This window comes from Polyangium sp. 15x6 (assembly GCF_029960785.1).
Classification (GTDB): Bacteria; Myxococcota_A; Polyangia; order Polyangiales; family Polyangiaceae; genus Polyangium.
Genome location: NZ_JASBQE010000072.1, coordinates 1 through 13,025, shown reverse-complemented (window position 1 = coordinate 13,025; position 13,025 = coordinate 1). Strand labels below are relative to the sequence as shown.

Genomic DNA, 13,025 nt, shown 5'->3' with positions numbered 1-13,025 from the left:
GCCCCGTCATGGCGCGCGGGGGCCGACGCCTAGAGGTCCGGATAGGCTGTCCAGAGGCCGGCGCGTTCGGCCGCGCGCACGGCGTAGACGATGCCGGGCTCGGGCCAGTAGATCTCGCTGAATTCGTTGACGCCCGTATCGACGTCGATCTGCTGCCCGTTGTAGGGGATCCAGACCCCGAGGGTGCCTGCCCCGAGCGCGTCGTCCCAGTCGTGAACGTAGCCGAGAGCAGGCACCTGGCCGGAAAAGTCGGCGGTCGCGCGGCGGACGCGCGGGACCCGGAGATCTTCGGCCATCGTCTCCATGTTGAACACGACGAGCGTCCCGACATCCTCCTGCGCGTCCACGAGCGTGGCGAGATAGGCGCTGTTCCCTTGCACGTACCCGGAGGAGTTCTCGAGGAGCGGAGAAAAACCGCCCTCCAGCGTCCAATGTCCCAGCGTGCAGCTCGCGCCGTCGTGATCGAGCTCGACCAGAAAGCCGCTCTTGGACTGCATCTGAAACCAGTTGGGCTTCGGATTCGCCCCGACGAGCACGGGCTCGCCATCCCCCGGGACGGCCCAGTACTCACGCTTCTTCCCAGGCTCCTCACGCTCGAAGAAGATCCACGCCATCGAAGGGTCGTAGACGAAACGCGTGGACGTGACCGCATCGGAGAGGACGCGTGTGTCCCCCGTCGTCAGGTCCCGGACCGCGAGCACGGAAGCCGCGCAGTCGTCCCGGTAGACGAGCTTCCTCGAGTTCGTGTAGGCGTACTGGGGTTTGCACGGCGCGGCCGCCGTGGGGATGGCCGTGGGCTCGGGATCCCCGAGCTTCATCACCCAAAGTCCCTTCGCATCCACATAGGCCACCTCGTCTTCGAACCGGTGCGCGATCTCGGTGACGCCCTCGCCCATGGTGTGCAAGCTGTTCCCCTCGTGATCGCGCACGACCAGGCGCCCGTCCTCGATCAGCCAGAATCTGTCGTCCGCGTATCTCCAGAAGGTCGCGTTCTCGGAGATCGTGTGCACCGAGCCGGCCCAGGGATCGATCATCACGACCTCACCCAACGTCGTCCGCGCGGCGTAGGTCTCGACCCTACCCGAGCCGTAGATCAGCGACGGCCACGCCTCGACCGAGGGGACGCGCATGCGCTCCACGCAGGACGCGTCGAAGATGCGCAGGTCCCCGCTCTCGGCCCCGAGCTCTCCCTCGAGCGTCAGGATACGTGCCGGGCGAGGTTCGACGGACGGCCCGAATCTGGGGGAGCGCTGCTGGTCCGTGTGGTAATAGAATGCCTTGCCCAGCGAGCAGGTGCGCTTTTCATCCTCGGCAAGCGAGATCAGGAGGAGCTCTTCATCCCCCGGCGCGCGCTCGTGCTGCGCCAGGACGAACGCGCCGTCGGGCTCCGTTCCTGCGACGAGGAGCCCGCGATAGAAGCCGTCCGCCTGCGTCTCGGTGCTGCGCTCGATCTCGATCTCCTGGCAACCGCTGCACGCGGGGAGCAGCGCCGCGGCAAAGAAGCCGAGGGCGGCGAGCGCGCCCCGGCTCCACGTTTCCTCTGACGCACCACACCAGAACCCTCGCAGCGTTCGTCCGTGCACCATGCGATACCTCCACGGGGGACATGAGTTGCCGCGGGGGGGCTGGTCATTCGAGTGCGCAGGTGGCGGAAGCGGGGGCGGAAGCGGAAGCGGGATGGGTCGACGTCGCCAGCAGCGAGGAAGTGTCACCCGAACTCCCGGTCTGAAGTGTCACCCAAGATTCCGGTTGCACAACCCGCGTGGACGCGACCGGAAGGCGCGCCCACACGACCACGGAGACGCGAGGGCCAAGGATGCCCTAACTAGGGCACCACCGCCTCGGCAAGATCGCCCGGGAGGGAAATCTCTTGCGTGGATTGGGGCGCGAGGCTCTGCGCATGCTCCCACTCGAGTACCCGCGCGTCTCGAGCGCTCCCCCCGCATCCCACACCAAAGAGGCTCATCAGCATCCCCAGGTAGTGCCCCCATTGTCGTTGCTGCCACGTGCACATCATCAAATGACCGTTTGCGTTCGGATGTATTGCTTGATCCATTCCTCGAAATGCGCATCGGCCTCCTCGTTGGCCTGCAGCGGCGGAGCTTGGCCGCGATTGGCATCTAGCTTGTCCACGAACTCTGCAGGCGTCGGGCCTTGGCTGAACGGATGCGGATGCTCCAGCCACCCTATGGTGAGAAGAGGAATGAGCCAATTGTCGGCATGTACGGACCGGTTTGGTATTTGCACAGCTCTAGATCTTGGAAATGCATCGTGCGCCTCCTCGTCTAATTGTGTAATTCGTCCCGCGGTAGAGCACGGCGTCGTCCGCGTAGAGCCACCACATCCGGCGCCGCACCCCCTCGACGCCTGCCGGGTGCACCGACGCGAGCGCGGGATCGCTCGCGGGATCACCCGTCTCCCGTGGCACCGCGCGCGCTCCGCCGCACGCACAGAGGATCACGCCGAGCGCTGCTACCATCGTCCGCACGCCCGCAGCGTGCCATAGGGCCGACCCGAGCGCCCGCGCAACGGAGGCAGCGCGGCGTCGGCCTTGCCGGTGTACTTTCCTATCCGAGCTGTATGAGATTGTCCGAACGGAGGGGCACGACACCCGCCTTTGGTAGGGTTGCCTCCGCCGATGATTCCGACCATACGAGCGCCCCCCTGAGCGCGTGAGCAACGCGAGAATCGGAAGGGACGTTCGGGATGAAGGAAGAGACGTTCGAGGGTAAAGGTGGGCTGAAGATTTTCATGCGCTCGTGGCGGCCGGGGACGCCGCGCGCCATGGTGGTGCTGGTCCACGGCTTCAAGGCCCACAGCGGTCTGTACGAGTGGACGGCGGAGCAGCTCGTCGAGCATGGGTTCTCGGTGTTCGCGCTCGACCACCGCGGGCATGGGCGCTCGGAGGGCGAGCGGCTCTACGTCGACAAATTCAGCGACTACGTGGAGGACGTGCACACGCTCGTCCGCCTGGCCAAATCGCGGGAGCCCGGGCTGCCGGTGTTTCTGCTCGGGCACAGCGCCGGCGGCGTGATTTCGAGCGTATACACGCTCGAGCACGGCGAGGAGCTCGCGGGATTCATCTGCGAGAGCTTCGCGCACGAGGTGCCCGCGCCGGATTTCGCGCTGGCGATCCTCAAGGGCCTCAGCCACATCGTGCCGCACGCTCACGTCCTGAAGCTCGACGACGACGGCTTCTCGCGCGACAAGAGCTTCGTCGAGCGGATGAAGAACGACCCGCTCATCGAGCGCGCGGGGTACCCGACGCAGACCGTGGCCGAAATGGTGCGCGCGGACGAGCGACTGAAGCGGGAATTCCCGCAGATCACGCTGCCCGTGCTGATCCTGCACGGCACCGAGGACCGGGTGACATTGCCGCATGGCAGCCAGCTTTTCCACGAGAAGGCTGGATCGAAGGACAAGACCCTCAAGCTGTACGAGGGACATTTCCACGATCTGCTGGCCGACGTCGGCAAGGAGGGCGTGTTGCGCGATATCGTCGAGTGGATGACGGCGCGGATGTAGCGCGCGCCTCACTTTTGTCCTAGGTGCCTTGCAACGCATATTCCGATCGGAGAAGCACGCAAATGGCTGCATCGACCTGGCATGACGACCCCGAACATGTGTTTCGCATCGGCTCAGCAGAGGGCAGCTTCAACGGCTACCTGGCGCGACCGGCAGCAGCGGCGGCACCGGCCATCGTCGTTCTGCATGAGGTCTTTGGCGTCAATGCGGACCTTCGTACCACTTGCGACGAGCTTGCCGCGGCAGGATTCATCGCGATCTGCCCGGAGCTGTTCTGGCGCCAGGGGGAGTCGCACGTGGACCTGTCCGTTCAATCGCAACCCGACTGGGAGAAGGGCCTGGCCCTTTATAAGGCGTTCGATATCGACGCTGGCGTGCGCGACGTCGAAGCGACGATCGCCGCTGCGCGCACGCTTACGGGAGCTACGGGACGAGTGGGTGTCATGGGTTTCTGCCTTGGCGGGCTGCTCACATTTCTCGCAGCGGCGCGCACGCGCGTGAATGCGGCGGTCGCCTTTCACGGTGGGCGTACCGAGGAATTTCTCGGCGAAACAGCGGACATCGACGGACCCTTGCAGATGCACCTCGCCGAAGGGGACGAGTTCATCCCGAAGAAAGCGCAGCGAGAAATCGCGGAGGCCCTCGCGGGAAACCCGAAGTTCGAGGTCTTCAGCTATCCGGGTTGCCGTCACGCGTTCTCGCGGCACGGCGGAGCGCACTTCGATACCGAAGCAGCGCGCCTCTCCCGTGCCCGCACGCTCGAGTTCTTCAACCGCGAACTGGCGTAACGCGCACTCGCACACCTTCAGATTCCAGCCATCCCATAAGACCGAGGAGTCCACATCATGAGCTTCGTACGTACCAAAGACGGCACCGAGATTTTCTACAAGGACTGGGGCAGCGGTCAGCCGATCGTGTTCCACCATGGCTGGCCCTTGAGCAGCGATGACTGGGATGCGCAGCTCATGTTCTTCCTCTCGAAAGGGTTCCGCGTGATTGCGCACGATCGGCGCGGGCACGGACGCTCCTCACAGACTTTCAGCGGCAACGATATGGATACGTACGCTGCTGACGTCGATGCGCTGGCGGAACATCTGAAGCTCGAGGGTGCCGTCCACATCGGACACTCCACCGGCGGCGGCGAAGTGGCGCGGTATGTCGCGCAATACGGTGGCGGCGGGCGTGTCGCGAAAGCCGTGCTCATCGGAGCCGTGCCTCCGGTCATGGTGAAGAGCGAGAAGAATCCTGGCGGGCTGCCCATCGAAGTGTTCGATGGATTCCGGGCTGCGCTCGTCGCCAACCGCGCGCAGTTCTATCGCGACGTGCCCTCGGGCCCGTTCTACGGCTTCAATCGGCCCGGTGCGAACGTGCTGCCGGGTGTGATCGACAACTGGTGGCGGCAGGGAATGATGGGCGGCATCAAGCCCCACTACGATTGCATCAGGGCGTTTTCCGAAACGGATTTCACCGAGGATCTGAAGAAGATCGAAGTCCCGACCCTCGTCATGCACGGCGACGACGATCAGATCGTTCCGATCGCGGACTCGGCGTTGCTGGCCATCAAGCTCCTCAAGCGCGGGACCCTCAAGGTCCACAAGGGCCTGGGTCATGGGCTGTGCACGATCAACGCGGATGTGGTCAACGCAGACCTGCTGGCGTTCATCCAGGGTTGAGGTCTCGTGCGTGCGGCACGCGGCCTGCGCTGCGTGCCGCACGCGCGGTGACGCTGGGCGCCAAAGCGTACGGCACCGCCCGCCACGTGGCCAAGACGAGCCGCCTGCCGGACTATCCGCAGGAGACGTCGAAGGATCTGGAGCACGTGCGCCTGCTGGCCGAGCGCATCGAGGCCTACCTCACCGGCCTGCACGAGAGCCGCAAGGCCGTCGAGCAGCACCAGGACACGGACACAGTGGACCTGCTCACCGCCATCATCACCGAGTTCGAGAAGCACGCCTGGTTCCTGCGCGCCTCGCTCGAGGGCTGAGCCGGGCGCTCAAATCACCGACCGGCGGCGGATAGCACAGTTCTAGACAAACCAGTGCAAGTGGCGCCGGAATCCGAAGCGGAGCAGGATTCCGGTCAGTCTGACCCGGGGTCGCCAACTGCCGGGCTGCGTGGGACGGGATGCAACCGGGTCATGTGCGGGGTGTTGGGATCGCGATTGGGCTGGCGTAGATCCACGGGCTGCTAGCCCCGGTCAAGGCCGAGCGCCCGCGCCACCCCGGCCCCGTAAGCGGGGTCGGCCTTGGTGCAATTGGAGACGTGCCGGCGTTGGACCTCGACCGACGCGCCGCCGAGCGAGCGCGCGGTGTTGTCGAACAGCGCCTGCTGCTGCCCAGGAGACATCAATCGGAACAGGCAACCCGGCTGCTCCCAGTGATCCTCGTCCATGCGATGATCCCAATGCGCGGAGTCGCCGGCGGCGGGCAGCGGCGGCTCGCCTGCGCTCGGGCTGTCGTTCCATTCGCCGTGTCGATTGGGGAAGTAGGAGGCCGTGGCGCCTAGATTGCCGTCGACGCGCATCGCGCCGTCACGGTGGAAGCTGTGGAACGGGCACCTCGGCGCGTTGACGGGGATCTGATTGAAGTTGACGCCCAGCCGGTAGCGCTGCGCGTCGCCGTACGAGAATAGCCGCGCCTGCAGCATCTTGTCCGGCGAGAAGCCGATCCCGGGGACGATATTGGCTGGCGAGAACGCGGCCTGCTCGACCTCAGCGAACACGTTGTCGGGGTTGCGATTCAGCTCGAGGACGCCGATCTCAATGAGCGGATAGCCGGCCTTCGGCCAGACCTTGGTGAGGTCAAACGGGTTGTGCCGGTGCGTCCGCGCCTGCGCCTCGGTCATGACCTGAAGGCAGAGCTTCCAGCGCGGAAACCGACCCGCCTCGAGGCTTTCGAATAGGTCGCGCTGGTGGCTCTCGCGGTCTCGCCCCACGACCGCTTCAGCCTCGGCGTCGCTCAGGTTATCGATCCCCTGCTGGCTGATGAAGTGGAACTTGACCCATACGCGCTCGTTCTCGGCATTGAGCATGCTGAAGGTATGGCTGCCAAAGCCATGCATCGTGCGGTAGCTGCGCGGGATGCCGCGATCGCTCATCACGATCGTCACCTGGTGGAGCGCCTCGGGCAGCGACGACCAGAAGTCCCAGTTATTATCCGCGCTGCGCATCCCGGTCCGGGGGTCGCGCTTCACGGCATGATTGAGGTCGGGGAAGCGCAGCGGGTCGCGAAAGAAGAACACCGGCGTGTTGTTGCCAACGATGTCCCAGTTGCCTTCTTCGGTGTAAAACTTCACCGCGAAGCCGCGGATATCACGCTCGGCGTCGGCGGCGCCGCGCTCGCCGGCGACTGTCGAAAATCGCACGAACACGGGCGTTTGCTTGCCGATCTGGGCGAACAGCCGCGCGCGGGTGTAGCGCGTAATGTCGTGCGTGACGGTGAACGTCCCGTACGCCCCTGAGCCTTTGGCGTGCATGCGCCGCTCGGGGATGACCTCGCGGTCGAAGTGCGCCAGCTTCTCGATCAGCCAGATGTCCTGCAGCAACGCAGGGCCGCGCGGACCGGCGGTTTGGATGTTCACATTGTCCACCACGGGAGCCCCCGTGGCGTGCGTCAATTTCGGCCTGGTAGACATCGGTGCCGCTCATGTAAAGCAATCCTGCCGACGCAGGAAACCCGACCTTGGTCGGGTTTCGATGTCAGCTACATACGCCGCGATGCAAGTTGCGCGCAAATCGCACGAGATCGGCGACCCGACGCTGCCTGCATCCGTGACGGCCAGCGCGGCTCGAATTGTCATTGATCAACTGTGTCCCTTTTGCTAGTTGCCTTGGGCCGCGCCTGGCAGTGAGCCGGACCGTCGCTTCCAGTCAACGAGTCCATGTCCACGCGAGCGCGCCCTCGCAGAGGACGAGCATGAACGAGCTGTCGGCTGGATCGGTGCTGCTCCGACACGATGGGGAGTGGGAGCTGTGGCGACGACTCGGGACGGCGCAACTGCCACCATCGCTCGTGCTCGCGCCTACTTCGAGACACGTCTCGGTCGAGCGCCTGCTTCACGAGCACGACCTCCGCGACCAGCTCGATCCGACATGGGCGGTACGTCCCCGCGAGCTCGTGCAGGAGGCGGGCAAGCCGGTGCTCCTCCTCGACGACCCGGGCGGAGAGCTCCTCTCCACACGGCTGAAGCACAACGGCGACGTCGGTTCGCTGTTGCGAATCGCGACCGAGCTTTCGAGCGCTCTCGCCAGAACGCATGCGCACGGCTTGATTCACCAGGATATCCGTCCGGCCAACATTCTCGTCGACGCGGGCGGACGCGTCCGCCTCACTGGCTTCGGGCTCGCCATGCGCGCCGATCGCGAGCACCGCATCTTCGACTCGGGGCGACACGGCGCGGGCTCGCTACCCTACATCGCCCCGGAGCAGACCGGCCGCATGAACCGGTCCGTCGACATGCGGAGCGATCTCTACTCTCTCGGCGTCACGCTGTATCAGCTCCTGGCCGGTGATCTGCCGTTCTCGGCATCGCTTCCGATCGAGTGGGTCCATTGCCACATCGCAAGGCCGCCGGTGCCGCTCGAAGAACGCGCCCCCGCGCTTCCGGCGACGATCGCCGCGATCGTCATGAAGCTCCTCGCCAAGGCACCCGAGGACCGCTACCAGACGGCGGCTGGCGTGGAGGTGGATCTCCGGCGCGGCCTCGAACAATGGGAAGCCGGAGTCGTATCCGCGTTCCCGCTCGGCGAAGCCGACATCCCGGACCGCTTGGTCCTGCCTGAGCGCCTCTACGGAAGAGCGCGCGAGATCGACGACGTGTTACGCGCGTTCGAGCGCGTGGCCACCGAGGGAACCGCAGGGCTGCTCCTCATTTCCGGGCCCTCCGGCATCGGGAAGTCGGTTGTCGCGCGCGAGCTCGATCGCGCTCTCCTCGCACGACCAGGCTGGTTCGCGTCCGGCAAGTTCGATCAGTACAAGGGGAACATCCCCTACGCGCCGCTCGCCCAGGCTTTCGGCGCTCTCGTACGGCAGCTCCTCACCCGCTCGGAGGAGGAGCTCGCGCCGTGGCGTGAGGCGCTCGTCAGAGCGCTCGGCCCGAACGCCCCCCTCATGTGCGAGCTCGTGGCGGAGCTTTCCCTCGTCCTCGGACCGCAGCCGCCGGCTCCCGCTGTGCCGCTCGAGAACGTGCGGGACCGCCACTTCTTGGCCTTCCGTCAGTTTCTCTCGGTGTTCGCCCGGAACGACCGGCCGCTTTCGCTCTTCCTCGACGACCTCCAGTGGCTGGATCGCGGCACGCTCGATTTCGTCGACCACGTCGTGGCGCACCCGGACGTGAAGCACGTCCTCGTCGTCGGCGCCTACCGCAGCAACGAGGTCAGCGAAGCGCACCCGCTCACCGCGACGATCCGTCGGCTTCGCAGCATGAGCGCGCCGCTCGTGGAGGTCGAGCTCGCCGGCCTCTCGAGCTCGCACGTGAGCGAGCTCTTGACCGACGCGCTCCGGGCTCCTCCCGCCGACATCGACGACCTCTCTCGGCTCGTCGTCGAGAAGACGGAGGGCAATCCTTTCTTCGCGCTCCAATTTCTTCGCGAGCTCTGGGACGCACGCTTGATCGGCTTCGATCGAGAGCGTTGCCTTTGGGCGTGGGACCTCGACGTGATTCGAGGACGCCCTTCGACCGACAACGTCGTCGAGCTCGTCCTCCGCCGCATCGAGCGGCTCCCGAGAACCACGGGGGATGCGCTCGCGGCGCTCGCGTGCTTCGGGAACGCCGCCTCGGCTGCCGAGCTGGCGAGCCACTGCGAGCGCGAGCTCCAAGAGATCGACGGCGGCCTTGCCGACGCAGCTGCCGTCGGCCTACTCCATCGCGGGGCCTCGGGTTTCTCGTTCGTCCATGATCGCGTGCGCGAGGCTGCATACTCCGTCCTCTCGGAGGAGCAGAGGGCGACGCTCCACGCGATGATCGGTCGCAAGCTTCGCGGTGCGGCTCCAGCGGACATGGTTGAATCCGTATTCGACGTCGTCGGGCACCTGACGCGCGGCCTCGCATTGTTGTCGGCCTCGGAGCGAGTGGAGCTCGTGACGTTGAGCCTGGCGGCCGGCAAGCGCGCGAAGTCCACCGGCGCTCATGCGACCGCGCGGACGTACGTGAGCGAAGCGACGCGAATCCTCGAGAGCCTCGAGTCGGATCCGTGGTCGCGACATCCCGAGCTCATGTTCGAGCTCGCCTACAGCCATGCCGAGTGCGACTCGCTCTGCGGTGAGCTCGCGAGCGCCGAGCTTCGACTCGTCGCTCTCGCTGCCCGCGCCACGCGCCTGACCGATGCGGGAAGAGTCGCGGCGCTGCGCGCGGCCGTCTCCTACTACTCGGGCGACTTCGACCGAGGCCTCGAGGTCGGACTCGAGTACCTGAATGGGGCTGGAAGCCCGTTGCCACCGGCACCGACGGACGAAGACCTCGCCCGCGAGTACGGCCGGTTTCGAGAGCAGCTCGGGACGAGGAGCATCGCCGATCTCGCAGACGTTCCGGTCTGCGCGGATGAGCTTCACGCCCGAACCCTCGAGCTCTCGTTCCAGCTGACCCAGCCGGCGCGGTGGGGCAATCACGATCGGCTCCACGACCTCCTGGTCTGCCGCATGGTCAATCTGAGCCTCGAGCGCGGCCACGCGGAAGCCTCTGCCATCGGCTATCTGCTGCTGGGCATGGTGGTCGGCCCCCGGTTCGGCGACTACGCCATCGCGCGCCCGCTCGGAGAGCTCGCCCTCGAGCTCGTCGAACGCCATCGGCTCGACCCATATCGCGCCCTCGTGCGACACGGCATGGGCGCGATGATCGGGCCTTGGTCCCAGCCCTTCGACGCTTGCCTACGCTACGAGAGGCACGCGCTCGCAGAGGCACAACGAATCGGAGAGCCGATCGTCGGAAGCGGGGGGTTCCAGATCGTCTCAAACTATCTGGCCAGTGGAAGACCCCTCGCCGATGCCGAAGCGGAGGCCGAAGTCGCCATCGAGACTGCCGCGAAGCTCAACGTTCTGCCGTGCGTCGCGCTCGCAGCCGACCAGCTCCGGCTGATCCGCACGCTGCGTCGGGCCGGTAGTGCCTTCCCGGACATGTCGGACGAGTCGCGCGACGAGGCGGCCTTCGAGCGCGACCTCGAGACGAACCCAGGGATGCCGCTCGTCACGTGCTGGTACTGGATCCGTAAGCTGACCGCCCGCTTCTTCGCGCGGGATCTCCGGGCCGCGCTCCACGCTGCGAATGCCGCGCGCGCGCTCATCTGGTCTTCCGCGTCGAACGTCGACGTGGAGGAACACCATTTCTATGCCGCGCTGGTGCATGCGGGGCTCTGCGACGGCGCGCTGCCCGAGGCCATACACGCGCATCGCGAGAGCCTGGCCGAGTACAAGCGGCAGCTCGACACCTGGGCGACCCACTGCCCCGAGAACTTCGGGGCGAAGGCGATTCTCCTCGCGGCGGAGACGGCGCGGATCGAAGGGCGGGTTCTGGACGCGGAGGGCCTCTACGAGAAGGCCATCCGCATGGCGCAGGAGCAGGGCCTGACCCACGTCGAGGCGATCGCCAGCGAGCACGCGGCGCGGTTCTACGAGCAGCGCGGGCAGGCGATCGTCACCGAGGCCTATCTCCGGGTCGCTCACGCCGCCTATCGCGCCTGGGGCGCGGAGGCGAAGGTGCGCGCGCTCGAGCATGCCCACCCGTCGCTCTTGGCAGGCCAGCGCGGCGGAAGCCCCGCCGCGCTGGCGCGTGGGCTCCACGAGCTCGATCTGACGACGGTGGTCCGCCTGAGCCAAGCGATCTCGCAGGAGATCGTGCTCGAGCGATTGATCGAGACCCTGCTCAAGACGGCGCTCGAGCACGCCGGCGCGCAGCGAGGCGTGCTCGTCCTGCCGCGCGGAGAGGCCCTCGAGGTCGTCGCCGAGGCCCGCGCGCAGCCCGATGGCGTGAGCCTCGACCTCCGGCGTGCTCCCGTCTCCGAGCGCGAGCTCCCGCTCGCGCTGCTCCACTATGTTCGACGGACGCAAGAGAGCGTGCTGCTCGGGGATGCGGCCGAAGCAAACCAGTTCTCGGAGGAAGCCTACTTCCGTCGACGCGGCTCACGCTCGGTGCTCTGCCTTCCCCTCGTCAAGCAGGCGCGGCTCGTAGGCGTTCTCCATCTGGAGAACGACCTCGCGCCTGGCATCTTCACACCGGGGCGCTTCGCGATCCTGGAGCTCCTGGCGTCGCAGTCCGCGATGTCGCTCGAGAACGCGCAGCTCTATGCGGACCTGCGGCAGGCCAAGGTCTACATGAGCAAGGCCGAGAGCATCGGTCAGACGGGCACCTTCAGCTGGAAGCCTCGGACGGAGGAGATCTTCTGGTCCGACGAGGTGTTCCGCATCTTCGGTGCGGCAAGCTCGCCATCGGTGGAGTCGATGCGCGCGCGCATCCATCCCCACGACGTGAGCATCTTCGATGCCCTCGTCGCCGACCCCTCGCGCCTCGTGGGAGGCCCGCAGGTCGAGTATCGGCTGATGATGCCGGACGGCTTCGTAAAGCACGTCAGCATTTCCGCCCATCGCGTATCCGGCGACTCGACGGAGCAGGAACAGTACGTCGGCGCCATCCGGGACGTCACGGAGGTCAGACGTTCGGAGGAGGCCCTCCAGCGCACGCAGGCAGCGCTCGCCGATCTCACGCGGGTGTCGAGTCTGGGCGAGATGGCAGCCGCAATCGCCCACGAGATCAGTCAGCCGCTCGCCGCGATCGGCGCCAATGCGAGCGCGTGCGTGAACTGGCTCCAGCGTGACCCGGCGAATCCGGAAGCGGCTTGCGAGGCCGCGAGCTCCATCGCCCGCGACGTCACGCGGGCGGAGAACGTGATCCGTCGGCTCCGAGCCCTGTTTGGACGCTCAGGGGAAGCGCACGTGCCGCTCGACCTCAACGAGGCGATCCGAGAGGTCGTCCTGCTGACACGGGCCCGCGTGCAGCGGAATGGCGCAGCGATCCGCCTGGACCTCGCCGATCAGCTTCCCCCGGTGCTCGGCGACCGCGTTCAGCTGCAACAGGTCATCGTGAACCTCGTCGTCAATGCGTCCGAGGCGACATGCGGTGTAGCCCCCGGTCCCCACGAAATCCTGGTGCGAACGCGCCTGACCGATCCCGATGTCCTTGTGCTCGAGGTGAAGGACAGCGGTCCGGGCGTGAACCCGGAGGAGGCCGCGCGAATCTTCAGCCCTTTCTATACGACCAAGCAGGGAGGCATGGGGATGGGCCTCTCGATCTGCAAGACCATCGTAGAGAACCACGGTGGTCGGATTGGAGTGCGTCCGAACGAGGATCGAGGGGCGAACTTTCACGTCTCGCTCTCGGTTGGGCGCTAGATGGCTGGTGTTTTTCTCTACCAAACCATCGCGCGATGGTGTAAGGCGGGGGGCATGTCCCGTGGACAAACCCCGAAGCAGGGCGAGATGTGGAGGTCGACGTCGGCGTACTGCGGAGCGAAG

The 13,025-nt window shown here is 66.2% G+C and carries 6 protein-coding genes and 1 pseudogene; 5 read left to right on the top strand and 2 right to left on the bottom strand.

The genetic code is table 11. The features are described 5' to 3' along the window. Nucleotides 1-29 precede the first annotated feature (29 nt). Nucleotides 30-1,586: a hypothetical protein gene (locus tag QHF83_RS37110; protein WP_282422781.1), complete on the bottom strand. Its 1,557-nt coding sequence runs from the start codon at nt 1,584-1,586 to the stop codon at nt 30-32. A 1,120-nt stretch (nt 1,587-2,706) separates the two neighbouring features. Between QHF83_RS37110 and QHF83_RS37105 the strand changes: the two genes are divergently transcribed. The 4 genes and pseudogenes from QHF83_RS37105 to QHF83_RS37090 all read left to right on the top strand — a co-directional run. Then, nucleotides 2,707-3,525 carry an alpha/beta hydrolase gene (locus tag QHF83_RS37105; RefSeq protein WP_282422780.1) on the top strand — a complete coding sequence of 273 codons (819 nt, stop codon included), beginning with the start codon at nt 2,707-2,709 and terminating at the stop codon, nt 3,523-3,525. Nucleotides 3,526-3,587: 62 nt separating this feature from the next. Further along, nucleotides 3,588-4,313 (top strand): dienelactone hydrolase family protein, encoded by a 726-nt coding sequence (locus QHF83_RS37100; RefSeq protein WP_282422779.1) that lies wholly within the window; start codon nt 3,588-3,590, stop codon nt 4,311-4,313. Between the two features lie 57 nt (nt 4,314-4,370). Next, nucleotides 4,371-5,198, top strand: coding sequence for an alpha/beta hydrolase (locus tag QHF83_RS37095; RefSeq protein ID WP_282422778.1), 828 nt, complete (start codon nt 4,371-4,373; stop codon nt 5,196-5,198). A gap of 41 nt (nt 5,199-5,239) precedes the next feature. Next, a pseudogene (locus tag QHF83_RS37090) lies at nt 5,240-5,509 on the top strand (ferritin-like domain-containing protein); the annotation flags it as partial. Nucleotides 5,510-5,712: 203 nt separating this feature from the next. Here QHF83_RS37090 and QHF83_RS37085 read toward each other — a convergent pair. Further along, the gene (locus QHF83_RS37085) at nt 5,713-7,158 is read right to left on the bottom strand and encodes a catalase (RefSeq protein WP_282422776.1); all 1,446 of its coding nucleotides are present in this window, start codon (nt 7,156-7,158) and stop codon (nt 5,713-5,715) included. Nucleotides 7,159-7,439: 281 nt separating this feature from the next. Here QHF83_RS37085 and QHF83_RS37080 point away from each other — a divergent pair, with 281 nt between their 5' ends. Then, the gene (locus QHF83_RS37080; RefSeq protein WP_282422775.1) at nt 7,440-12,902 is read left to right on the top strand and encodes an AAA family ATPase; all 5,463 of its coding nucleotides are present in this window, start codon (nt 7,440-7,442) and stop codon (nt 12,900-12,902) included. Nucleotides 12,903-13,025: the final 123 nt, after the last annotated feature.

Bases quoted from the DNA above. Each gene is read 5' to 3' on its own strand.
- QHF83_RS37110 (WP_282422781.1), bottom strand. From the start codon at position 1,586: ATGGTGCACGGACGAACGCTGCGAGGGTTCTGGTGTGGTGCGTCAGAG.
- QHF83_RS37105 (WP_282422780.1), top strand. From the start codon at position 2,707: ATGAAGGAAGAGACGTTCGAGGGTAAAGGTGGGCTGAAGATTTTCATG.
- QHF83_RS37100 (WP_282422779.1), top strand. From the start codon at position 3,588: ATGGCTGCATCGACCTGGCATGACGACCCCGAACATGTGTTTCGCATC.
- QHF83_RS37095 (WP_282422778.1), top strand. From the start codon at position 4,371: ATGAGCTTCGTACGTACCAAAGACGGCACCGAGATTTTCTACAAGGAC.
- QHF83_RS37085 (WP_282422776.1), bottom strand. From the start codon at position 7,158: ATGTCTACCAGGCCGAAATTGACGCACGCCACGGGGGCTCCCGTGGTG.
- QHF83_RS37080 (WP_282422775.1), top strand. From the start codon at position 7,440: ATGAACGAGCTGTCGGCTGGATCGGTGCTGCTCCGACACGATGGGGAG.